This is a genomic window from Candidatus Pelagibacter sp. uisw_138, from assembly GCF_059512485.2.
Genome location: NZ_CM183453.2, coordinates 94,090 through 115,374, shown reverse-complemented (window position 1 = coordinate 115,374; position 21,285 = coordinate 94,090). Strand labels below are relative to the sequence as shown.

Annotated in this window: 21 protein-coding genes and 1 riboswitch; of the genes, 9 read left to right on the top strand and 12 right to left on the bottom strand. The window is 29.2% G+C overall.

Annotated features, from left to right (window positions below; all coding sequences use genetic code 11):
* The first annotated feature begins 39 nt into the window (after window positions 1–39).
* A complete protein-coding gene (ubiG, locus tag AC5YGC_RS00595) occupies window positions 40–762 on the top strand; it encodes a bifunctional 2-polyprenyl-6-hydroxyphenol methylase/3-demethylubiquinol 3-O-methyltransferase UbiG (protein ID WP_496139731.1) in 723 nt (240 codons plus the stop codon).
* Here the strand turns inward: ubiG and AC5YGC_RS00590 are convergent.
* Both AC5YGC_RS00590 and argJ read right to left on the bottom strand, forming a co-directional pair.
* Window positions 759–1,190, bottom strand: a complete 432-nt coding sequence (locus AC5YGC_RS00590) for a DUF1178 family protein (protein ID WP_496139730.1) — start codon at window positions 1,188–1,190, stop codon at window positions 759–761. The genes ubiG and AC5YGC_RS00590 overlap by 4 nt on opposite strands.
* Window positions 1,191–1,231: 41 nt before the next feature.
* Window positions 1,232–2,533, bottom strand: coding sequence for a bifunctional glutamate N-acetyltransferase/amino-acid acetyltransferase ArgJ (gene argJ, locus AC5YGC_RS00585; RefSeq protein ID WP_496139729.1), 1,302 nt, complete (start codon window positions 2,531–2,533; stop codon window positions 1,232–1,234).
* Window positions 2,534–2,598: 65 nt separating this feature from the next.
* Here argJ and secA point away from each other — a divergent pair, with 65 nt between their 5' ends.
* A complete protein-coding gene (secA, locus tag AC5YGC_RS00580; protein WP_496139728.1) occupies window positions 2,599–5,145 on the top strand; it encodes a preprotein translocase subunit SecA in 2,547 nt (848 codons plus the stop codon).
* Here secA and AC5YGC_RS00575 read toward each other — a convergent pair.
* Entirely contained in the window at window positions 5,140–6,246 is a 1,107-nt protein-coding gene (locus AC5YGC_RS00575) for an acetyl-CoA carboxylase carboxyltransferase subunit alpha (protein WP_496139727.1), read from the bottom strand. The genes secA and AC5YGC_RS00575 overlap by 6 nt on opposite strands.
* 91 nt (window positions 6,247–6,337) lie before the next feature.
* Window positions 6,338–6,426, top strand: a riboswitch (glycine riboswitch).
* A gap of 70 nt (window positions 6,427–6,496) precedes the next feature.
* Between AC5YGC_RS00575 and AC5YGC_RS00570 the strand changes: the two genes are divergently transcribed.
* Window positions 6,497–8,692, top strand: a complete 2,196-nt coding sequence (locus AC5YGC_RS00570) for a malate synthase G (RefSeq protein ID WP_496139725.1) — start codon at window positions 6,497–6,499, stop codon at window positions 8,690–8,692.
* Here the strand turns inward: AC5YGC_RS00570 and recR are convergent.
* The 5 genes from recR to kdsB form a co-directional block, all read right to left on the bottom strand.
* Window positions 8,679–9,290: a recombination mediator RecR gene (gene recR, locus AC5YGC_RS00565; RefSeq protein WP_496139724.1), complete on the bottom strand. Its 612-nt coding sequence runs from the start codon at window positions 9,288–9,290 to the stop codon at window positions 8,679–8,681. The two genes, AC5YGC_RS00570 and recR, sit on opposite strands and share 14 nt — an antisense overlap.
* 4 nt (window positions 9,291–9,294) lie before the next feature.
* Complete coding sequence (locus AC5YGC_RS00560; RefSeq protein ID WP_271519748.1) at window positions 9,295–9,612, bottom strand: YbaB/EbfC family nucleoid-associated protein; 318 nt, start codon at window positions 9,610–9,612, stop codon at window positions 9,295–9,297.
* A 3-nt stretch (window positions 9,613–9,615) separates the two neighbouring features.
* Entirely contained in the window at window positions 9,616–11,289 is a 1,674-nt protein-coding gene (dnaX, locus tag AC5YGC_RS00555; RefSeq protein WP_496139723.1) for a DNA polymerase III subunit gamma/tau, read from the bottom strand.
* 145 nt (window positions 11,290–11,434) lie between these two features.
* Entirely contained in the window at window positions 11,435–12,265 is an 831-nt protein-coding gene (locus AC5YGC_RS00550) for a prephenate dehydratase domain-containing protein (RefSeq protein WP_496139722.1), read from the bottom strand.
* Window positions 12,266–12,267: 2 nt separating this feature from the next.
* Window positions 12,268–13,008: a 3-deoxy-manno-octulosonate cytidylyltransferase gene (kdsB, locus tag AC5YGC_RS00545; protein WP_496139721.1), complete on the bottom strand. Its 741-nt coding sequence runs from the start codon at window positions 13,006–13,008 to the stop codon at window positions 12,268–12,270.
* Between the two features lie 103 nt (window positions 13,009–13,111).
* On the opposite strand from kdsB, the gene AC5YGC_RS00540 reads away from it, so the two are divergent.
* Window positions 13,112–13,651, top strand: coding sequence for a c-type cytochrome (locus tag AC5YGC_RS00540; protein ID WP_496139720.1), 540 nt, complete (start codon window positions 13,112–13,114; stop codon window positions 13,649–13,651).
* Here AC5YGC_RS00540 and argF read toward each other — a convergent pair.
* From argF to AC5YGC_RS00525, 3 genes are read right to left on the bottom strand one after another with little or no spacing between them, the layout of a single operon-like run.
* On the bottom strand, window positions 13,643–14,572 hold the full coding sequence (gene argF / locus AC5YGC_RS00535) for an ornithine carbamoyltransferase (RefSeq protein WP_496139719.1): 930 nt from the start codon (window positions 14,570–14,572) through the stop codon (window positions 13,643–13,645). The genes AC5YGC_RS00540 and argF overlap by 9 nt on opposite strands.
* Before the next feature lie 2 nt (window positions 14,573–14,574).
* Window positions 14,575–15,741 carry an acetylornithine transaminase gene (locus AC5YGC_RS00530; protein WP_496139718.1) on the bottom strand — a complete coding sequence of 389 codons (1,167 nt, stop codon included), beginning with the start codon at window positions 15,739–15,741 and terminating at the stop codon, window positions 14,575–14,577.
* Between the two features lie 3 nt (window positions 15,742–15,744).
* Window positions 15,745–16,557: an ABC transporter permease gene (locus AC5YGC_RS00525; RefSeq protein WP_496139717.1), complete on the bottom strand. Its 813-nt coding sequence runs from the start codon at window positions 16,555–16,557 to the stop codon at window positions 15,745–15,747.
* A gap of 123 nt (window positions 16,558–16,680) precedes the next feature.
* Between AC5YGC_RS00525 and AC5YGC_RS00520 the strand changes: the two genes are divergently transcribed.
* Complete coding sequence (locus AC5YGC_RS00520; RefSeq protein WP_496139716.1) at window positions 16,681–17,181, top strand: GcrA family cell cycle regulator; 501 nt, start codon at window positions 16,681–16,683, stop codon at window positions 17,179–17,181.
* Between the two features lie 171 nt (window positions 17,182–17,352).
* Here AC5YGC_RS00520 and AC5YGC_RS00515 read toward each other — a convergent pair whose 3' ends face one another.
* A complete protein-coding gene (locus AC5YGC_RS00515; protein WP_496139715.1) occupies window positions 17,353–18,321 on the bottom strand; it encodes an NAD-dependent epimerase/dehydratase family protein in 969 nt (322 codons plus the stop codon).
* A 16-nt stretch (window positions 18,322–18,337) separates the two neighbouring features.
* On the opposite strand from AC5YGC_RS00515, the gene AC5YGC_RS00510 reads away from it, so the two are divergent.
* Genes AC5YGC_RS00510 through AC5YGC_RS00495 form a run of 4 tightly spaced genes read left to right on the top strand, consistent with a single transcriptional unit; the run spans window position 18,338 to window position 21,284 of the window.
* Window positions 18,338–18,949, top strand: coding sequence for a ribonuclease D (locus AC5YGC_RS00510; RefSeq protein WP_496139714.1), 612 nt, complete (start codon window positions 18,338–18,340; stop codon window positions 18,947–18,949).
* Window positions 18,950–19,921 (top strand): KpsF/GutQ family sugar-phosphate isomerase, encoded by a 972-nt coding sequence (locus tag AC5YGC_RS00505; RefSeq protein ID WP_496139712.1) that lies wholly within the window; start codon window positions 18,950–18,952, stop codon window positions 19,919–19,921.
* Window positions 19,922–20,506 carry an LPS export ABC transporter periplasmic protein LptC gene (gene lptC, locus AC5YGC_RS00500; protein ID WP_496139711.1) on the top strand — a complete coding sequence of 195 codons (585 nt, stop codon included), beginning with the start codon at window positions 19,922–19,924 and terminating at the stop codon, window positions 20,504–20,506.
* Window positions 20,493–21,284: an ATP-binding cassette domain-containing protein gene (locus AC5YGC_RS00495; protein WP_496139710.1), complete on the top strand. Its 792-nt coding sequence runs from the start codon at window positions 20,493–20,495 to the stop codon at window positions 21,282–21,284. Before lptC ends, AC5YGC_RS00495 begins: the two co-directional genes overlap by 14 nt.
* The last annotated feature ends 1 nt before the right edge of the window (window position 21,285 follow it).

The window sequence follows — 21,285 nt, the reverse complement described above, 5'->3', positions numbered from 1 at the left end:
AAAATACATCTTAATTGTTATGTCCACAAGTCATCTATTATGAATTCAATAAATAAAAAAGAAATTGAGAAATTTTCCAAAATTGCTGAAGAATGGTGGGATCCTAATGGTAAATTCAAACCATTACATAATTTTAATCCAATAAGAATTAGATATATAAAAGAAAATATTATCAAAGATTTTAAGATTAGATCGTCTGATAAGCCCTTAAAAAATATTAAATTACTAGATATTGGTTGTGGTGGTGGATTATTATCTGAGCCAATGTGCAGACTAGGAGCAAATGTTGTTGGTATTGATGCATCAAATAAAAATATTGAGGTTGCAAAATTTCATGCAAAAAAAAATAACCTTAAGATTGATTATAAAGTTGCATCTCCAGAGATGTTAAAAAATAAAACAAGATTTGATGTAATTTTAAACATGGAAATCGTTGAGCATGTTAATGATATAGACTTTTTCATTAAAGAAAGTTCAAAATTATTAAAAAAAAATGGAATAATGTTTATTGCAACCCTTAACAAAACATTAAAATCTTATGTATTCGCAATAGTAGGTGCTGAATATATTTTAAAATGGTTGCCAATTGGAACACATGATTGGGAAAAATTTGTTAAACCTAGTGAGCTAATACGCATAAGTAAAAAAAACAATCTATCTCTTAAAAAATTAGATGGAATGAATTTTAATATACTAGATAATAGCTGGAAGGTAACAGGTGATACTTCTGTTAATTATATTACAAAATTTATAAAAAATTAATTCGTAGTATCTTTTATCCAAGGTAGTATTTCTGTTTTTATACCCTCTTCATTTAACTCGGTAAGATCTTCTTTTGTTGCGGTGCCATAAATACCTTTGGCTCTTTTTTTATTCTTATAATGTAGAGACCTTGCCTCATAGGCAAAATTTTCTCCAACATATTCAAAATTTTTTTTTATAAATTCTTGATATTTAGAAATTGTTTTTTTTATTTCTCTATATTTTTCACTAGATAAATTGATGTCTCTCAAATTGTTTTTTGACGTGCTTACACTAGGAGACATCAAAGCTTTCCCAACATTTAAGGAATTACAAAAGTGACAATTTAAGAATTTTTTCTTTTTAAGTTTTTCATATTCTTTAGAGGATGAAAACCAACTATCAAAAGTAGTTTCACAATCTTTGCATATGAGCTTGTATTTGATCATTAGTTACATTTAATAATTAATAAAGTTAATTCAATATCAAATTAGCTTCTATAATCAGTGTTAATCTCAATATATTTTTTTGTTAAATCCATTGTGTAGACAGTAAAGTTTTTTGAGCCCATATTTAGGTTTACTGAAATATCTATTGATTTGTCTTTCATATAATTGGCTACTTCCTTTTCTTTGTAATTTTTAAAAATTTTTCCTTTTTCTATAATTTTTATACCACCAAAGCTTATTGATAATTTTTTTAAATCTATTTTCACTCCAGATTTACCTATGGCCATTACTATTCTACCCCAATTTGGGTCTTCTCCTGCAATGGCTGTTTTAACAAGATTTGAATTCGCAATAGAAAAAGCTATTACTCTTGCTTCTTTCTCATTTTTTGACTTAGCTATATTGATTGTAATAAATTTAGTAGCTCCCTCACCATCCTTAACTACTCTTTTTGATAAGTTTAATAGTACCGAATGCAAAGCTTTATCAAAACTAAATATATTTTTATCATTAATATTATTAATGATTGGATTTTTTACTTTTCCTGTTGAAAAAATAGAAACCATATCATTTGTACTAGTGTCGCCATCGCAAGTAATTGCATTGAAGGTTGTATTGATATTTTTTTTTAATAGTTTGCTTAAAATATCGTTTGAAAGATCTGCATCTGTGAAAACATAACCTAATGTTGTTGCCATGTTTGGAAAAATCATTCCTGACCCTTTAGCAATTCCATAAATATTAACATTTTTATTTCCTATTTGGCATTCCTCCATGGCAATTTTTGGCTGGAGGTCAGTTGTCATTATACCTAATGCAGCTTTCATCCAGATAAATTTATTTTGCGTATATTTAATTTTTTTGATTAGCTCTGGAATATTTCTTTTAATTTTTTCAGTTGGGTATTTTTCTCCTATTGTCCCCGTGCATCCAAAAAGAACTTCATTTGATGATATCTTTTTTGGAGAGTCCTCATCTTCAGTTTGTTTTTTTGTTAACTGTAATGCTGCTTCTTCTGCTATCTCTTTTAAACCCTTGTACCCATCTAGTCCCGTAAATGCGTTGGCATTTCGAGTGTTAACAATTAGAGAGCTTATTTTTTTACTTTTTATATTTAAATTCCATTTAATATTCTCTGAAACTATTTTTGATTGTGTATAAACAGAGGCATAGTTTGCTCCATCTCTAAAATAAAACATAACTAAGTCATCTCTAGGTTTATTGTATAAATTTGCACAAATAGTGGATATTGAAACTCCATCTAAATGTTCTAAATCTTGAAAGTCACTATTTTTTGACTTTAAATTTAGAGAGTTTATAAAGTTTTTAACGTTTATTGGCATGTATTTAAAATATTTATTTAATACTTATATTAAAAGTTATAATTAATTATATACCAGAAAATTAGATGCTTAATCCCTTAAATTTTATCACAAAGTTCATTAAATCTAGTAATCAAAAAGAGCTCGATAGAATTAACAAAATAGTTGTAAAAGTTAACTCCTTCGAGGCTACTGTTAAAAACCTTCATGATAAAGACTTTCCTAAAAAAACTATAGAATTGAAAGATAGACTCAATAAGGGTGAAAATCTAGACGCCCTATTACCTGAGGCTTTTGCACTTGTAAGAGAGGCTTCTAAGAGAACAAGAAATGAAAGGCATCATGATGTTCAAATACTTGGGGGCGTTGTTCTTCACGAAGGAAAAATTGCTGAAATGAGAACTGGTGAAGGTAAAACTTTAACAATAAGTCTTGCGGCCTATTTAAATGCTTTGTCTGAAAAAGGCATTCATATAGTTACTGTAAATGACTATCTTGCAAAAAGAGATTCACAGGAAATGGGGGAGATATATAAATTTTTAGGATTAAGTTTTGGTTTTATAAACAATGACCAAGATGATCTTGAAAGAAAAAGAAATTATAATTTTGATATTACATATGCAACTAATAGTGAACTAGGGTTTGATTATCTTAGAGATAATATGAAATTTTCAAAGGAACAAATGGTTCAAAGAGGGCACATTTATACTATTGTTGATGAAATAGACTCTTGTTTAATTGATGAAGCCAGAACTCCACTTGTAATTTCAGGAGCCGCTGAAGACAAAACAGAACAATATCTTGCGATTGACAAACTTATAAAAAGACTACTACCAGAACATTATGAGATCGATGAAAAAGATAAAAATATATTACTTACTAATGAAGGAATAAATAAAGTAGAAAAAATATTCTCTGATGTGGGAATCCTAAAAAATAATAACTTTTATGACCCTGAAAACTTAAGTTTAGTTCATCATGTAAATCAATCTTTAAGAGCTCATCACCTATTTGAAAAAGGAAGGGATTATATTGTAAAAGATGGAGCATTAAAAATTATTGATGAACTTACAGGCAGAATATTAGAAGGAAGAAGATTTGGAGATGGCTTACATCAAGCGCTCGAAGCTAAAGAAAGAATAGATGTTCAAGCTGAAAATCAAACTCTAGCATCAATAACTTATCAAAATTATTTTAAACTCTATAATAAAATTTCTGGATGTACTGGGACTGCAGCGACTGAATCTCAGGAGTTTTATGAAATATACAGCTTAATTGTAGTCATCATTCCTACTAATAAAGAAATGATTAGAAAAGATTGGAATGATCAAATTTTCAGAACCGAAGAAGAAAAAAATAAAGCTATCATTGAAAAAGTTCTTGAATGCCATAATCAAAGTCAGCCAATATTAATTTTTACTTCTAGCATCAATAAATCAGAAATTTATTCAAAACTATTAAATGATGGAAAAATTAAACATGTAGTTTTAAATGCAAAAAATCATGAAAATGAGGCTGAAATCATTGCAAATGCTGGAAAAATGAATTCAGTTATAATCACAACAAGTATCTCAGGAAGAGGTGTTGATATTCAATTAGGTGGGAAAAAAGGAAGTCAACCTGATGATGAGCTTTTAACAAATAAAAACAAAATAAAATCACTTGGTGGGCTATTTGTTATTGGTACTGAAAGAATGGAATCCAGAAGAGTTGATAACCAAGCGAGAGGAAGAGCTGGCAGACAGGGTGACGAAGGAAGTTCAATTTTTTATGTTAGTTTAGAAGATGATCTAATGAGAATTTTTGGTTCCGAGTCTATGAATAATATTCTTCAAAAACTAGGTCTAAAAGATGGGGAAAGTATTGATCACCCCTGGATCAATAAAGCACTTGAGAGAGCACAACAGAAAGTTGAGGCCAGAAACTTTGATATAAGAAAAAATTTATTAAAATTTGATGACGTTTTAAATGACCAAAGACATGTAATATTCTCTCAAAGAAATGGCGTAATGAATAGTGAAAAAGTTTTTGATTATTCGGATGAATTCCTATCTGAAATTATTAGTCATTTGATCACTTTAAAAACACAAAAACTATCAACAGCTAAAAATAATGAATTTAACAATCAACTAAAAACTTTACTAGGAAAAAGTGTTGATGATAATGAATTCAAAAGTGTCACTGAATTAAGAGATGAAAAGTTCAAAAATAAAATTAATTCTAAATTTTTAGAAGCAAGAAGTGAAAGAATTAAAATGTTGGATGAAGAAAAAGCAAAAGAAATTGAAAAAAGAATTTTTCTTCAGTGCATAGATTTAAATTGGAAGTCACATATTCAATATCTCGAACAACTGAGACAAGTTATTGGCTTAAGATCTTATGGTCAAAGAGATCCATTAGTTGAGTATAAAAAAGAAGCTTTTTTTCTTTTTGAAAACCTATTGAATAAATTAAAAATGGATTTTGTTACGATTTTAATCAATTTAAAAATGGTTCAAGAACCTACTCTAGAAAAAGAGTCTCCTGAAACAACCAAAATTGATCCAAAATATATTGGGAAAAAAATAAGTAGAAATGAACCCTGTCCATGTGGCTCTGGGAAAAAATATAAAAAATGCTGTGGTGCTTTATAAAGAAAATACTAAATAGCCCAATAAAACTATTAATCCAATTGCAGCTACTAAATTTAACTTAGAGAGAAAGAAATTTTTAACAAACATATTAACCTTGTTTTCTTTCATGCTAAGTGTGCTTAAATCATCTAATTGATTTACGAATCCTTTAGATCTTCCAATAGTCAAAAATTTATTTTTTCTATGATTAAAAATTTCTTCTCCACTCATATTAAAAAATTCACTCAAATTTTTTTCAATTGATTTTCTTACGTTATCTAATATTAGGTCTCTATCCCTATGAGCGCCACCAATTGGCTCTGGAATAATTTCATCAATTACTTTTAGTTCTAAGAGGTCTTTTGAAGATAATTTCATGGCTTTTGCTGCCTCTAAAGTTCTTTTGGGGTCTCTCCATAAAATAGTGGCACAGCCCTCTGGAGATATTACTGAGTAAATTGCATTTTCTAACATAATTACTTTGTTAGACGAAGCAAGTGCTATTGCACCTCCTGATCCACCTTCTCCAATAACAATTGCAAGAGTTGGGACATTTAACGACATGCAGCACTCAATTGATTTAGCAATTGCCTCTGCTTGGCCTCTCTCTTCTGCGCCTACGCCAGGATATGCTCCGGGTGTATCTATAAAAGAAATTATTGGAATATTAAATTTGTTGGCTAATTTCATTAATCTAATTGTTTTTCTATAACCCTCAGGCCTCATCATTCCAAAATTTCTTTCAATTCTACTTTCAAGGCTATCTCCTTTTTCTTGGCCAATAACTAAAACCGATTTCTCATTAAATTTTGCAAATCCTGCTAATACTGACTTATCTTCTCCATAAAATCTGTCTCCTGACAATGGAATAAAATCCTTAAATAAATTATCTATAAAAAATTTTGCTTTAGGCCTATCTTCATGCCTTGCAACTAGGGTGGTTTGCCAAGGATCTAAGTTGGAATAAATTTCTTGCAGCTTATTATCTATTTCTTTTTGAGACTCAGAAATTTTTTTTGTGTCTACTTCCGAAAGACCGTCTTGATTATAAGGGTCTTTAAGTTTGTCTATTTCTATCTCTAAATTTTTAATATCTGTTTCAAAATTTAAATAATTTTTCATATAATTTTTTAATTATTAATTAATTATGAAAAAAGGCAATAAAATGTTTTAAATAAATTATATTTGACATAATTCTATTAAGAGATATTCTTAATAAATATCGGGAGAGACTATTAAAATAATAGCGCCGAAGGAGCAACCACCCCGGAAACTCTCAGGCAAAAGGACCGATAATAAACATAACACTCTGGAAAGAGATTTATCTCGCCGATGGAGCAAAACTCTCAGGCAAAAATACAGATGGGGTAAAATGGGTGCTATGAAAGAACAATATACAAAAATACACAATCTGTCAGTTTCTAATAAATTACTTAACTTCGTTAATGAAGAGTTACTTAAAGACACGAATATTTCTTCAGAAAAATTCTGGGTAGGCTTTGATAGGATGGTTCATGAATTAGCTCCAAAAAATAAAGACCTATTAAAAATAAGAGAAGATTTACAAAAAAAAATAGACGATTGGCACATTGCAAATAAGGGCAATGAAATAAACCTAGGGGAATATAAAAAATTTTTAAAAGAAATTGATTATTTAAAAGAAGTAGGTCCTGATTTTAAAATCAAAACAAATAATGTTGATGAAGAAATAACTAGTATTGCTGGACCACAATTAGTAGTTCCAATCATGAATGAAAGATATGCACTGAATGCTGCTAATGCTAGATGGATGAGTTTATATGACAGTTTGTATGGCACAGATATAATTGAGCAATCTGAAGATAGTACTTCTCAAAGATATGATCCTTTAAGAGGGGAAATGGTTATAAAATATGGAAGAGACTTTTTAAAAAAATATTTTTCTCTAGAAGATTTTGAATGGCATAATATTACAGGGTTTAAAATTAATAATGGTTCTTTAACAGTATTAAAAGATAGTGCTGAAACATCTTTAAAAAATAAAGATAAATTTATTGGTCATAGAGGAGAGGCCAATGATCCTTCAGCAATAATTTTAAAAAATAATAATCTTCATATAGAAATAATTATAGATCCAAATGCTTTTAGCGCTCAACAAGATCCTGCTAAAATTAGCGATATTATTGTTGAAGCTGCAGTTTCAACTATTTGTGATAATGAAGATAGTGTTGCTGCAGTTGATGCTGATGACAAAGTTATTTGTTATCGTAATTGGCTTGGACTTATGAAAGGTGATTTGAAATCAACTTTTGAAAAAAATGGAAAGACTTATGAGCGTAAATTAAATCCTGACAGAAGTTATATTTCTAAAGATGGAAAAGGATTAAAACTACATGGAAGAAGTTTGTTATTGGTAAGAAATGTTGGACACCTTATGACTAACTCAGCAATCACTTTAAAAGATGGCTCTGAAATACCAGAAGGTATTATGGATGCCTTTATAACTTCAGCAGCTTGCCTTCATGATATTAAAAAAAAGGGTAATTCTAGAAGTGGTTCCATTTATATTGTTAAACCAAAAATGCATGGTCCTGATGAAACTACATTTACAGATTTAATTTTTACTAAAGTTGAAGAAGTTTTAGGATTGGAAAAATACACATGTAAAATTGGAATTATGGATGAAGAGAGAAGAACCTCTTCTAATTTAAAAGAGTGTATTAGAACACTTCAAAATAGAGTATTTTTTATTAACACTGGTTTTTTAGATCGTACTGGTGATGAAATGCATACTTCAATGGAAGCTGGTCCTATGATTAAAAAAGGAGATATGAAATCTTCTAAATGGATTGGAGCATATGAAAATAATAACGTAGACATAGGTCTTCAATGTGGTCTTTCTGGTAAGGCTCAAATTGGTAAAGGGATGTGGGCTATGCCTGACAAAATGAAAGAGATGATGGAACAAAAAACTGGTCATCTAAATGCTGGTGCAAATTGTGCTTGGGTTCCCTCGCCTACAGCGGCAGCTCTTCACGCCCTTCATTATCATGAAATAAATATTTTTGAGAAACAAAAAGAAATTCAAAAAAGAGAATCTGCAAAACTGGATGACCTGTTAACAATTCCTGTGGCAGATAGGCCAAACTGGTCAATGGAAGAAATTAACTCTGAAATTTCCAATTCTGCACAAACTCTTTTAGGGTATGTCGTAAGATGGATAGATCATGGAGTTGGCTGTTCAAAAGTACCTGACATTAATAATGTTGGTTTGATGGAGGATAGAGCCACTTTAAGAATTTCTTCTCAACATATAGCTAATTGGATACATCACGATATTTGTACAAAATCACAAGTTATGGAACTGATGAAAAAAATGGCAAAAATTGTTGATGATCAAAATAAAAATGATAGTGCATATACTCGCTCTGGAAGAGGAAGCTACGAAATGATGTCTGAAAATTTTGAACAATCAATTGCTTTTAAGACAGCTTGTGATTTAATCTTTAAAGGTAAAGAGCAACCTTCTGGTTACACAGAACCGTTATTACATCTAAATCGATTATTAAAGAAATCTAATCAGAATTAGTTTTAATTCCAGTTCTGTTTTTAAAAGCTGAATATAAAGTTCCATCATCGAGACTTTCTATTTCGCCACCAACAGGTAGTCCTTGAGCAAGTTTTGTAACCTTAGTAGAAGTTTTTTTTAAACTATCCTCTATATAATAAGCTGTAGTTTGACCTTCTACTGTTGCGCTTGTTGCAAGTATAACTTCTTCAATATTTTCTCTTAAAACTCTTTCTACTAATGAATTAATCAAAAGATCTTCTTTTCTCTGACCAGCAGAAGAAATAGTTCCACCAAGAATATGAAAGTAGCCCTTATAAATATTTGAATTTTCAATTGACCACTGATCTGCAATGTCTTCAACTACACAAATTTTATTATATTTTTCTTTTGAATTTTCACAGTTATCACAACCTAAGGAATTAGATTTTAAAGTACCACAAGATTGGCATCTAATGACATTTTTATAAACTTGCGCTAGAGTGTTTGCCATTGGTTTTACAAGTTCATCCCTATTATTAATAAGTTTTAATACAATTCTTTTTGCAGATTTAGGACCTAAGCCAGGGAGTTTAGAAATTAATTTGATTAATTCTTCTATCTCATTAATATTTTGCATATTTTTAAAGTGGCCATTTAAAACCGGGAATACCAAATCCACTTGTAGACTTAGAAATTTCCTCAGATGTCTTGGATTTTAATTCTGATTTTGCGTTGTTATGGGCAGCCACTATCAAATCTTCGATTATAATCTTATTTTCCTTTAATATTTCGTCTGAAAGATCAATTTTGATCATTTCATTTTCACCATTTAAAGTAACCTTTACAGAATTTGAACCTGAGGTTCCTTCTACTTGAATATTTTTTATTTTTTCTTGGCTCTCTTTCATTTTAGCCTCTAATTCTTTTGCTTTATCTAAAATTTTTGTAAAATCAGTCATTCTTTAATCTTCTTTTCTAGGTTTAACGTCAATAAGTTCTGCGTCAGGGAAACTTTTTAAAATATCTTTATAAATTGAAGAATTTTTTACACTTTCTAACAGTTCTTTTTTTTGGTTAATTTCTTCTTCTTTTTTAGATGGCTGTCCTTTGGTTTTGCTTAGACTTATAATCCATCTTTCATTAGTCCATTCAAAAAGTTTTGTTGAAAGATCTTTAATAAAATCTTTATCTAAATCTTCATTAAATGAAATTTCAATTCTTTTATTTTCAAAACTTACAAGATTAACGTTTTTTTCTAATTCATATTTTAATTTAATCTCTTTTTTAGAAAAGCATGTTTTTAATAGATCATCAAATGAATTTATAAGATTAGGGTTTGTTTCAATACTGCTAATTTCTTTTTCTTTGATGTCTTTCTCTTGAACAATATTTTTTATTTGACCTATTGTTTCTGCTTTATCTTTTATCCCAAATATATCTTCGTTTATTTTTTTTTGTGAAAAAGATGTTTGGTTTTCACTTTCAGCTAATGGTTTACTGTCTTTATTATATTCGTCACTGTCTTGTTTAATACCTTTTAAATGAATTAATCTAATTAAGAACATTTCCATTGATAAATGTTGATTAGAAACAATATCAAGTTCCTCAAGTGTTTTAATAGTAAATTGCCAAAATAATATTAAAGTTTCATCGTTAACTTTTTCTGCAAGATCTTTAATTTTATTAAATTCTTCATCATTCAATAAAAAGTTATTACCATCTAGATTTAGTGAATCAATATTTTTAAAATAATACAAGAGTTCTAAAAAATCATTAATAAAAATTTTTGGTTCAACACCTTGGTTATATATTTCTCTATAAGTGTTGAGTACTTCAGTTTCTTTACCTTCAAATATCAATTCAAATAAATCAATTAATTGAGACTTATCAAAATAACCAAATATTTTTTGCGCTGCTGCAAGATCTAATTCTTTATCTTTATCTAAAGTAAGTAGAGCTCTATCAAGTAACGATAGTGCATCCCTAACTGAACCTTCAGAGATTTTAACAATTAATTTAAGAGCATCATCTGATGCATTACCATTTTCTTTTTCTTTAATTTTCTTGATAAAATCAAACAATTCTAAAGATTTAATTCTAGATAAATCAAATCTTTGACAACGTGAAACCACTGTAATGGGGATTTTTTTTATTTCTGTTGTTGCAAAGATAAATTTTAAATATTCTGGTGGCTCCTCTAAAGTTTTTAACAATGCATTGAATGCTTGTTTGCTAAGCATGTGCACTTCATCAATTATAAATATCTTATATTTAGCAGTAGTTGGGCCATATCTAGAAAATTCAATAAGGTCTCTTACATCGTCTACTCCTGTTTTACTTGCTGCATCCATTTCCAATACATCAATATGATTTGAGTTAGAAATGGCATTACAATTTTCACAAAGTTCCTCTTTACACAAATTATCTATTCCATTTGAACAATTTAGAGATTTTGCAACAATCCTTGCTGTAGTAGTTTTTCCTATTCCTCTAATTCCAGTAAAAAGATAGGCATTAGGCACTTTATTAGCCTTAATAGAATTAGAAATTGTTTCCGCAACAACATCTTGCCCTATAAGATCATTAAATGTCTGAGGTCTGTACTTTAAAGCTAAAACTTTTGTATTTTTATTCATTTTATATAAAGGAGACTAGAACCTGAATAACTGTCTCTACGATTGCTTCCGTTAAGATCTGGTCGGGTTCAAGCAGCATTCACCTCTAGCCTCCAAAAACTATTATAACAGTAATGTTTTCTAATCTACAAGAAAAGTTTCTGGATTATTTTTCTCTAAATTTATCAGCCTCAAAAACACCTAGTACATGAAAATCTTGACAATGAAGTCCTAATTCTTCCAAAGATTTTTGAACTTTTGGATCATCTATGTGACCATCTAAATCACATAAGAAAAAGTATGACTCGAATGAATTTTGTTCTGGGTAGCTTTGAAGCTTTGTAAGATTAACTCCATTAATAGCAAAACCACCTAATGATTGATACAGAGCTGCAGGCTTACTTTTCAGTTTAAATAGAAAAGAAGTTATATATTTCTTTTCACCAAAATCAGGCTGTAAAACTTCATTGCCCATTACCAAAAACCTTGTAGCATTACCTTCTTCATTCTCAATATTTTTTGAAAGTATTTTTAGATCATAAATTTCTGCACTCAAAGAAGATGCAATTGCTGCTTCAGTTTTAATTTTAGTTTTTGAAATTGTCTCAGCTGAACCAGCAGTATCAGCGCGAATATGCTCAACTAAATTATTTTTTTTAATAAATTTAGAGCACTGAGATAAGCCTTGAGAGTGAGAGTAAACATCTTTTATATCACTTAAATTACTATCTAGTTGTCCTAATAAATTATGTTCAATTTTATGAAAATGTTCAGCATAAATATTCAGCCTATACTTAAAAATAAGATATTCGATTCCAATATTTCCTGTAATTCGATTTGATTCAGGAATTACCATTTTCGAGTTTTTATCTTGAGATGTTTTTAAAAAACATTCATCAAATGTTTTACATGGAATTACCTCTGCCTTAGGATCTATTTCTAACGCTGCTAGATGTGAATATGCGCCAAATGTACCTTGAAAATAAATTTTGCTCATTTCTATGATTTATATTCCATAATTTTTTTTATAGCCAGATAATCTTCTTTTGTATCTACGCCTATAGGAGAAAAATTTGCCAAAGCAACACTGATTTTCAAATTATTATCTAATGCTCTTAGCTGCTCTAATCTACTTTGCTTTTCACTTAATGTTTGATCCAAACTAACAAATTTTTTCAATATACTTGTTTTGTATGAATAGATTCCAATATGATGATAAATATTTTGATTATTTTTTGAAAAACTATCTCTAGTAAAATTTAATGCTTTTGGAAAATTATTTTTTTCTAGTTTTGACTCTGTAATAACCTTAACTACATTTTGATCACTTAACATTTTATCAGTTTTAATCTTAGCTGCTAGCGTTCCAATTTCAGAACTACTATTAATCATAAAGTTATTTAAATTTATAATATCATTTTTGTCGATATTTGGCTCATCTCCTTGTAGGTTTAATATAAAATCAATGTCCTTGATGTTGAGTTTTTCATAAGCCTCAAAAATTCTATCTGTTCCAGTCTTGTGAGTGCTACCAGTTAAAATGGCTCTGCCTCCATTTTTTTCAACATCTTCAAGTATTTCTATATCTTCTGTTGCTACTACGACTTCACCAATTTTTGCTTCCTCTGCTTTTTTAAAAACATGAGAAATCATTGATAAATTATTAATTTTTAAAAGTGGTTTACCTGGCAATCTATTTGCCGACATTCTTGATGGAATTAATATTAATGTTTTAGCCATTATAAATTTACCATTTTGTGCGTCTAACAGACGCAAAATTAAAAATTAAAAATTAAGTATTTTTTTAATTATCATGTTATATCTGCAAAATAATAATAATTATATGGATTCGTTCGAGCTTAATAAAATTATTGCAGCAATTTTAATGGTTGCATTACTTGTAATCGGTTTAGGAAAGATTGCAGATGGCGTTTTTCATGTAAATAAACCAAAAAATCCTGGGTATAAAGTTGAGGTAGAAGGACAACTAGCCTCTACAACATCTCAAGTTGCTGAAGTTGAACAAAAAGTAGATATTGTAGCTATAATGGCTCTAGGCGATGTTGCTTCTGGTGAAAAAATTTTTAAAAAATGTGCAGCATGCCACTCAATAAATAAAGGTGGAAAAAATAAGATTGGCCCAGCATTATACAATGTTGTTGGTAGAGCAGTTGGCGGAGTAGATGATTATAAATACTCTAAAGCTTTAGCTTCATATGGTAAAGAATGGTCATTTGAAGAATTAAATGGATTTTTAAAAAAACCTGCTTCTTATTTAAAGGGAACTAAAATGTCCTATGCTGGTTTAAGAAAAGAGAAAGACAGAGCTTCTGTAATTAAATATCTAAATCAAAGCAGTGACAGCCCTAAACAGCTACCTTAATTTCCCAAAACAATATAATAAAATACTTTTTTGAACATGCACTCTATTCAGGGCCTGTAACCATACTTCAGAATTTTTTCCCAAAAAAACATCTCCTGTGACCTCATCTCCTCTTGGAAGACAGTGTAAAAAAGTTGTGTCTTTTTTGGCAAAACTCATCAATTTTGAATTAATTTGGAAGTTTTTAAAATCTTTAATTTTTTTATTTTTATTAACTTTATCATTCAATGAAATCACCTTGTCTGAAAAAATTACATCAGCATTTTTAACTGCTTTTTTAGCATCATTAAAGATATTAATTTTTCTTTTATTTTTTCTAACCCAATCTAATACAAATTTTTTAGGCTCATAGCTCTTAGGACAGCCAATGTTTAAGTTGAAAGAAAATTTAACTGAAGCAGCAATCAGGCTATTCAGAACATTATTTGAATCTCCAATCCAACAAATATTTAATTTAGAAATAGATTTTTTTTTAATTTCTTCAACTGTAAAAATATCTGATAGCACTTGAGTTGGATGAGATGATGGGCTTAAACCATTTATTAATGGTATCTTTAAATATTTACTAAATTCTGCTATTTTTTCATCACTATCAGTTCTCAGCATAAAACCGTCTCCATAAGTTGATAAGATTTTTGCTGTATCTGCTAGACTTTCTCCACCTTTTCCTAAATGCAATTCGTTAGCTCTAAGAGTTATAGTTCCTCCACCTAATTGTTTTATTGCAAGATAAAAACTCAATCGCGTTCTCAAACTTGCCTTTTCAAACATTTGAATAAGTAATTTACCTTTTAAAGGTTTATCTTTATCGACTTCTAGAGTGTTATAATTTTTTCTTTTTTGTTTTCTTTTTTTTGCATCAGTGACGATCTTTTTTAAGTCTGCTGAAGATATGTCTTTAAGGTTGATGAAATGTTTCATTTTTATTTATAAGTAGAACACACTTTTTTAATGGTATTTATTGCTATATTTATTTCTTCTTTTTTGACATTTAGAGGAGGTAATATTCTAACAACATTCTCAGCTGCTCTAATCGTTAATAATTTATTATTCATTAATTTCTGTATAAATTTTGTTTGATCATTATGAAGTTGTAGTCCTATTAGTAAACCAACACCTCTTACTTCTTTGATTACTTTAGGAAAATCTTTTCTCAATTTATTTAATTCTGAGTGAAAGTATTTTGATAATTTTTTAACATTTGAAAGAAACCCTTTTTTTAATATTTGATCTAAAACAGCATTTCCAACAGACATAGCCAGTGGGTTACCACCAAATGTTGACCCATGAGTTCCAGCTGTCATTCCTGATGCTACTTTTTTATTCATTAAGACCGCACCCAATGGAAACCCACCTCCAATACCTTTTGCAATTGGGACAATATCAGGCTTAATCTTTGAATTTTCAAATGCAAAAAAATTTCCACTTCTACCAATTCCACACTGCACCTCATCTAAAATCAATAAAATTTTTTTCTTATCACAAATTTTTCTTAATTCTTTTAAACACCAATTGGGAATAGTTTTAATTCCACCTTCTCCCATCACGGTTTCAACCATAATTGCAGCTGTTCTTTTTGTTATTTTTTTTTTAAAATCCTTATGGTTTCCAAATTCAAAGTGATCAAACCCATCCACTTTTGGTCCAAAACCTTCTGTCATCTTCTTAGATCCACTAGCATAAATTGTAGCTAACGTTCTTCCATGAAATGAATTTTTAACACAAAGAATTCTATTCTTTGAAGGTTGTCCTATCGAATAAAAATATCTTCTAGCAACTTTAATTGCAGCTTCTGTAGCTTCTGCTCCACTATTTTGGAAAATAATAAAATCTGCAAAAGTTTTTTTGGCTAATCTTTTAGCTAATTTTTCTCCCTCCGGAATGATAAACGCATTAGAAACATGCCAAAGTTTTTTTGATTGTTTATTAACTGCTTTTATTAAATATGGGTTTGCATGCCCTAAGGAATTAACTGCTATTCCCTGAACAAAGTCTAAATATTTTTTTCCATTAGTAGAATATAAAAAACTTCCCTTTCCATACTTAAAGGAAATTGGTCTTCTATTATAATTTTTTGCTAAAGCGCTCATTAACTAAGATTTAATTTTATAACCCTTTTTGTAAAGAAAAAAAGCTACATACCAAATTAAAACACTTAGTATTGATAAATATATCAATCCTATATTTATTGAACCATCTGACTTACCTAAAAAGCCGTATCTAAAACCATCAATCATATAAAAAAATGGATTAATATGACTTATCGTTTGAAAAAATTGTGGAAGTTTATCTATTGAATAAAATACTCCAGATAAAAAACTTAGGGGTGTAATAACAAAATTAGTGACTGTTGCCGTATGATCAAACTTTTCAGCCCAAAGACCGGTAATAAAACCTAAGCTTCCCAAAATAAATGCTCCTAAAAAACCAAAGACAAAAATATATAAAATATTATATATTGGTATTTCAACTATTAGAGAAAAAACACCTATTGAAATTGTAGCTATTAAAAAACTTCTTGTTAAGGCTGCTAGTATTATTGCCATTGAAACTTCAAGTGCTGATAATGGTGCATAAAGCATATCAACAATATTCCCTTGAATTTTTCCAATCATCAATGAAGAAACTGAATGACTGAATGATTGGCCCAAAATACTCATTGCAACTAGTCCTGGCGCTAAAAAACTCATAAAAGAATAACCAAGCACGTCTCCTCTGTTATTTCCTAATGCCAAAGATAAAACTGATAAAAATAATAAACTTGATACAAGTGGAGATAGCAATGTTTGTTGCCAAACTACCATGAACCTATTGCACTCTTTAAGCCATAGGCTCTTAAAGCCAATCCAATTTACAAAGCCAAACTTTTTAACTCCGATATGATATTTTTTATTCAATTCAACCATAAGTAATCATATATAAATTTTAAAAAAAGATGTGTATAAAACAGAAAAATCCATTGTCTTTTTTTTGATCCTGTGTGATCTGTATATAGTTGTAAAAATTAATTAACATACTAAATATAGATTATGAGCTGGAATGAAGAAAAAGTAGAAAAGTTAAAAAAACTTTGGGGCAAAGGAAGCACCGCAAGTCAAATCGCTGAAATAATTGGTGGTATTAGTAGAAATGCAGTAATTGGCAAAGCTCATAGATTAAATTTATCATCAAAAATTAAAACTAGAAATGCATCTTCAAGTCAAAATTTTGATAATAGTTCAGAAGAAAATTCTTCTAAACAAAGAAGAGGCAAAAAAAGTAAGTTTCAATCCTTAATTATTGAAAAAGATTTTGAACCAGAAAATCCAAAGAAATTAGAGGAACTAGATGAGAGCTCTTGTAAATGGCCTGTAGGACATCCGGAAGAACAGTCATTTTATTTTTGTGGACGATTATCTCTGAAAGATTTTTCATATTGCAAACTTCATTTGCTATATGCCTATCAGCCAAAAGGAAGAAAAGAAGATCCTGTAGCTGACAAAGATGAAGAGGCACCTCAGTATATTGATAAGAAAATTAATATTGCTTAATAATTCTTAAATTTAATTAATCTTATTTTTTATTTCTTATTCTTTCCATTAAACCCTCTGATCAGAGATTTTATGATTAGATAAATTAAGAAAGATAAAATTGAGAATATTAAAAAATAAATAATATTAATTATCATAAGTAATCATACAATTTTAGTATAGGGAATTCTATTAAGAATTAGTAGGGTTGTATTTTTTTGTAGAAAATTGCCCACCTTCTCTCCACATATAGCTATATTTTTCTACCTCATTATCAAATACTCTGGTACTTGGAACTCCAATATCAGCATTAGTTTGATATTTGCCCAAAGGAACATTGTCATATTTTAAAAGTGTAAGCTGATCTATTGTTAGAAGTGGTTTTGGAAATAATTGAAATACTTTAGCAGACATTGTTGCCGCAAAAAGAGGTAATGGAACTAATAATCTTTTTTTACCTATTAAATATAATAATTTTTTCAAAATTTCTTTTAAAGATAAGACGTCAGGCCCAACACACTCTAAAATTTTAGAGTAAATATTTTTAGAGACAACGTGATAAATAGTATCTGTTAAATCCGAACAATGTATTGGAGCAAATTTAGTTGATCCATTATAATAAAGTGGAAAGAACGGAAGCCTACTTAGTAAAGTCATAAAAGACGTAGTAAAATTATCATCAACTGAATAAACCACAGAGGGTCTCAATATTGTTGCTAAAGGAAAATTTTTTTGAATACTAAGTTCGCCATCTAATTTACTTTTTGCGTACTCTGAATCTATTGCATTGTTTATCCCTAATGCTGACAAATGAATAAATTGCTGAACTTTATATTCTTTACATAGTTTAGCTAAAATAGACGGAAAAATAGAGTGAATATTTTTGAAAGTATTACCCTTGCCACTTTCATACAAAATACCAATTAAATTAATACAAATATCAGTTTGAGAGAAAAGCTTTCTAATTTTTTTTTCGTCAAAGATATTGGCTTCAACAATATCTATGTAGCCTGCATTAGCTTGTGTCTTTATTGCATACCCTTTTTGATGAAGGTTTCTAGTAACCACAGTTACTTTGTAATTATTTTTAGTAAGCTTTCTTATTAAATGACGACCTATTTGACCGCTACCGCCAAAGATTAGACAATTTTTTGCTTTCATATATATATAATTAAAAATGAATATTGATATTAAACTTCACAAGAGTGATCTACCAGAAGATTTAAATTTAGGCAATATTATAGCGGTTGATGGAGAATTTATGGGCCTCAATGTAAAGCGTGATCCTTTATGTCTCATTCAAATATCGACTGGTAATTCTGATGCTCATATTATCCAGCTTGATAGGGAAAAATATGATGCTCCTAACTTAAATAAAGTTCTTTCTGACGGGTCGATCACCAAAATATTTCATTATGGTAGGGCGGACATGGCTCACATAAAACATTACCTGAAGACAGAAACTAACAATATTCTTGATACAAAAATTGCCTCAAAGTTAGCCAGATCCTATTCAGATAGCCACTCCCTAAAAACGTTAATTAAAGAATTTATGAACATAGATGTAAGTAAACAATTTCAAAGTTCAGATTTTGGAGGGGAACTATCTCCAGCACAATTAAAATATTGTGCCAATGATGTTATTTATTTACATAAAATTCATGAAGAATTAAATAAAATTCTTGTAAGAGAAAAAAGAGTTGGTTTATACAGGAGCTGTTTATCATTTTTAAAAACTAGGGTTGATCTTGATTTGGCTTTATTTAAAGACGATATATGGTCTCATTAAATGGAAAAAAGAAATTATAAAAAAATTGCAAAAAGTGTAATTGATCTTGAAATCAAAGCTCTAAAAAAATTAAAAAATTCAATTAATAATTCCTTTAATGAAGCGGTAGAATCATTAGCAAACTGTCAATCTAAAGTGATATTATGTGGAGTTGGCAAAAGTGGATTAATAGCAGCAAAAATTTCAGCAACACTTTCTTCTGTTGGAACACCTTCATTTTCATTATCTGCAAACGACTGTTCTCATGGTGATCTTGGTAGCATTTCAAAAAAAGATATTTTAATTTTGATAAGTTATTCTGGTTCCACGGAAGAGCTAAAAAATATTATAAAATATGCAAATCGAAATAAAATCACTCTAATAGGAATAATGTCTAAAAAAAATTCGATATTGTACAAAGCTTCTGATATCAAACTCCTTATTCCAGAGGTAACTGAGGCAGGCCTTGGTATCGTTCCAACTTCAAGCACAATTAATCAATTGAGCATAGGTGATGCGTTGGCAGTTGCAGTTTTGAATAAAAAAAATATTAATAAAAAAGATTTTAAAAAGTTTCATCCCTCTGGAAATCTTGGTGCACAACTCAGAACTGTTGAAGAATTAATGATTACAGGAAGTAAAATTCCATTCGTAAATGAAAACTTAAATATGAAAAAAGCTTTAAAAATTATTTCAAACAAAAAACTTGGTACTTTAATTGTTCAAAATAATAAGAAAATCACTACAGGAATAATTACTGATGGCCAAATTAGAAGGTTTAATGGAATGAACCATAATCTCCAAGATCTATCTGTCACAAAGGTTATGACTAAAAATCCTGTCAGCATCCGTCAAGACACTCTTGCCGAAAAAGCTTTATCTATAATGAATGCAAAAAAAATCACCTCTCTATGTGTTCACAAAGATAAGAACAAAAAAAAAACTGTTGGAATTTTACATATTCACAACATACTTCAGTCAAACATTCATTAAATGAATAAAAAAACAGGTCTACAAGTTCTAATGGTTCTTGTCATTGTTATCATTTCATTATGGTTTTATTTAAAATACTTCGCTAAGAATTTTGAAGATGTAAAAGAAGCTTCAGCTATAGAGAAAATTGATAAAAATCAAAATAGCACCTCAACCTATATTGATGAGATTAATTATGTTTCTACCGATGCTAAAGGCAATAAATATGAAATCACTGCAAAACAGGCTGAGATTAAAATTGATAATGCTGATTTAATGTTTTTAAGAGATGTTGTTGCTTTTATTTTTATAAAAGACTCAGACACTGTTAAAATTACTTCTAATTTTGGTAAATATAATTCAAAAAATTATGATACTATTTTTTCTGAAAATGTAATAGTTATTTATCCAGGACATAAAATAACTGGGGAATACTTAGATTTTTCTTTTTTAAACAATCTTGGAATATTTACTACAAACGTTGTTTATACTGGAGAGAAAACAAATTTATTTGCTGATAAAATTGAAATAAATCTTACAACAAAAGATACCAAAATTTTTATGAATAATACTAAAAAAAAAGTTTTAATCAATGGGACTAAATAATATGGGTGTGATTAAAAAATTTAGAATTAAATCCTTTAAAAACCCTCAGCCCCTGATCTCTCTAGAAAATATAACATTATCATTCGGCAAGAGAAAAATTTTAGACAACGTAAGTTTTAAGATTAATCATGGACAAATTTTGGGAATGTTGGGACCTAACGGAGTTGGAAAATCAACAATTTTTAATTTGATCACAGGTCTAATTAAACCTGACTATGGCAAAATAAAGTTTGAAGGAATGGATGTTGTTAATTACCCAATATATTTGAGAACAACAAAATTTAAAATTGGGTATGTTCCTCAATATGGAGGTTATTTTAGTGATCTTACTTTATTAGAAAACTTAAAAGCAATAGCAGAAATTGTAATTAAGAATAAAAATTTAATTTACCATAAAATTGATCAGCTTATAGCTAAATTTGAATTAGATGCTATCAGAGATATAAAAGCAAAGTTTCTATCTGGTGGACAAAAAAAAAAGCTAGTAATTGCTCTTGCTTTATTAAGTGAGCCAAAAGTACTTTTACTTGATGAGTGTTTCGCGGCGCTAGATGTTCTAACTATTAAAATGCTACAAGAAATTATTGTTAATTTACAAACAGAAAGCAATATAACTATTTGTATTTGTGATCACCAAGCACGTGATCTACTTTCTTGCGTGGATGTTGCTGTAATTTTATCAAACTGCAAGATTGTAGCACAAGGGTCTCCCAATGAATTGGTTAATAATACTGAAGCTAAAAATGCTTATTTCGGTGACTCTTTTAAATTCAATTAAA

What these genes read in the sequence shown, in the direction of transcription:
- ubiG (WP_496139731.1), top strand. Translation starts at nt 40, where the DNA reads ATGAATTCAATAAATAAAAAAGAAATTGAGAAATTTTCCAAAATTGCT.
- AC5YGC_RS00590 (WP_496139730.1), bottom strand. Translation starts at nt 1,190, where the DNA reads ATGATCAAATACAAGCTCATATGCAAAGATTGTGAAACTACTTTTGAT.
- argJ (WP_496139729.1), bottom strand. Translation starts at nt 2,533, where the DNA reads ATGCCAATAAACGTTAAAAACTTTATAAACTCTCTAAATTTAAAGTCA.
- secA (WP_496139728.1), top strand. Translation starts at nt 2,599, where the DNA reads ATGCTTAATCCCTTAAATTTTATCACAAAGTTCATTAAATCTAGTAAT.
- AC5YGC_RS00575 (WP_496139727.1), bottom strand. Translation starts at nt 6,246, where the DNA reads ATGAAAAATTATTTAAATTTTGAAACAGATATTAAAAATTTAGAGATA.
- AC5YGC_RS00570 (WP_496139725.1), top strand. Translation starts at nt 6,497, where the DNA reads ATGGGTGCTATGAAAGAACAATATACAAAAATACACAATCTGTCAGTT.
- recR (WP_496139724.1), bottom strand. Translation starts at nt 9,290, where the DNA reads ATGCAAAATATTAATGAGATAGAAGAATTAATCAAATTAATTTCTAAA.
- AC5YGC_RS00560 (WP_271519748.1), bottom strand. Translation starts at nt 9,612, where the DNA reads ATGACTGATTTTACAAAAATTTTAGATAAAGCAAAAGAATTAGAGGCT.
- dnaX (WP_496139723.1), bottom strand. Translation starts at nt 11,289, where the DNA reads ATGAATAAAAATACAAAAGTTTTAGCTTTAAAGTACAGACCTCAGACA.
- AC5YGC_RS00550 (WP_496139722.1), bottom strand. Translation starts at nt 12,265, where the DNA reads ATGAGCAAAATTTATTTTCAAGGTACATTTGGCGCATATTCACATCTA.
- kdsB (WP_496139721.1), bottom strand. Translation starts at nt 13,008, where the DNA reads ATGGCTAAAACATTAATATTAATTCCATCAAGAATGTCGGCAAATAGA.
- AC5YGC_RS00540 (WP_496139720.1), top strand. Translation starts at nt 13,112, where the DNA reads ATGGATTCGTTCGAGCTTAATAAAATTATTGCAGCAATTTTAATGGTT.
- argF (WP_496139719.1), bottom strand. Translation starts at nt 14,572, where the DNA reads ATGAAACATTTCATCAACCTTAAAGACATATCTTCAGCAGACTTAAAA.
- AC5YGC_RS00530 (WP_496139718.1), bottom strand. Translation starts at nt 15,741, where the DNA reads ATGAGCGCTTTAGCAAAAAATTATAATAGAAGACCAATTTCCTTTAAG.
- AC5YGC_RS00525 (WP_496139717.1), bottom strand. Translation starts at nt 16,557, where the DNA reads ATGGTTGAATTGAATAAAAAATATCATATCGGAGTTAAAAAGTTTGGC.
- AC5YGC_RS00520 (WP_496139716.1), top strand. Translation starts at nt 16,681, where the DNA reads ATGAGCTGGAATGAAGAAAAAGTAGAAAAGTTAAAAAAACTTTGGGGC.
- AC5YGC_RS00515 (WP_496139715.1), bottom strand. Translation starts at nt 18,321, where the DNA reads ATGAAAGCAAAAAATTGTCTAATCTTTGGCGGTAGCGGTCAAATAGGT.
- AC5YGC_RS00510 (WP_496139714.1), top strand. Translation starts at nt 18,338, where the DNA reads ATGAATATTGATATTAAACTTCACAAGAGTGATCTACCAGAAGATTTA.
- AC5YGC_RS00505 (WP_496139712.1), top strand. Translation starts at nt 18,950, where the DNA reads ATGGAAAAAAGAAATTATAAAAAAATTGCAAAAAGTGTAATTGATCTT.
- lptC (WP_496139711.1), top strand. Translation starts at nt 19,922, where the DNA reads ATGAATAAAAAAACAGGTCTACAAGTTCTAATGGTTCTTGTCATTGTT.
- AC5YGC_RS00495 (WP_496139710.1), top strand. Translation starts at nt 20,493, where the DNA reads ATGGGACTAAATAATATGGGTGTGATTAAAAAATTTAGAATTAAATCC.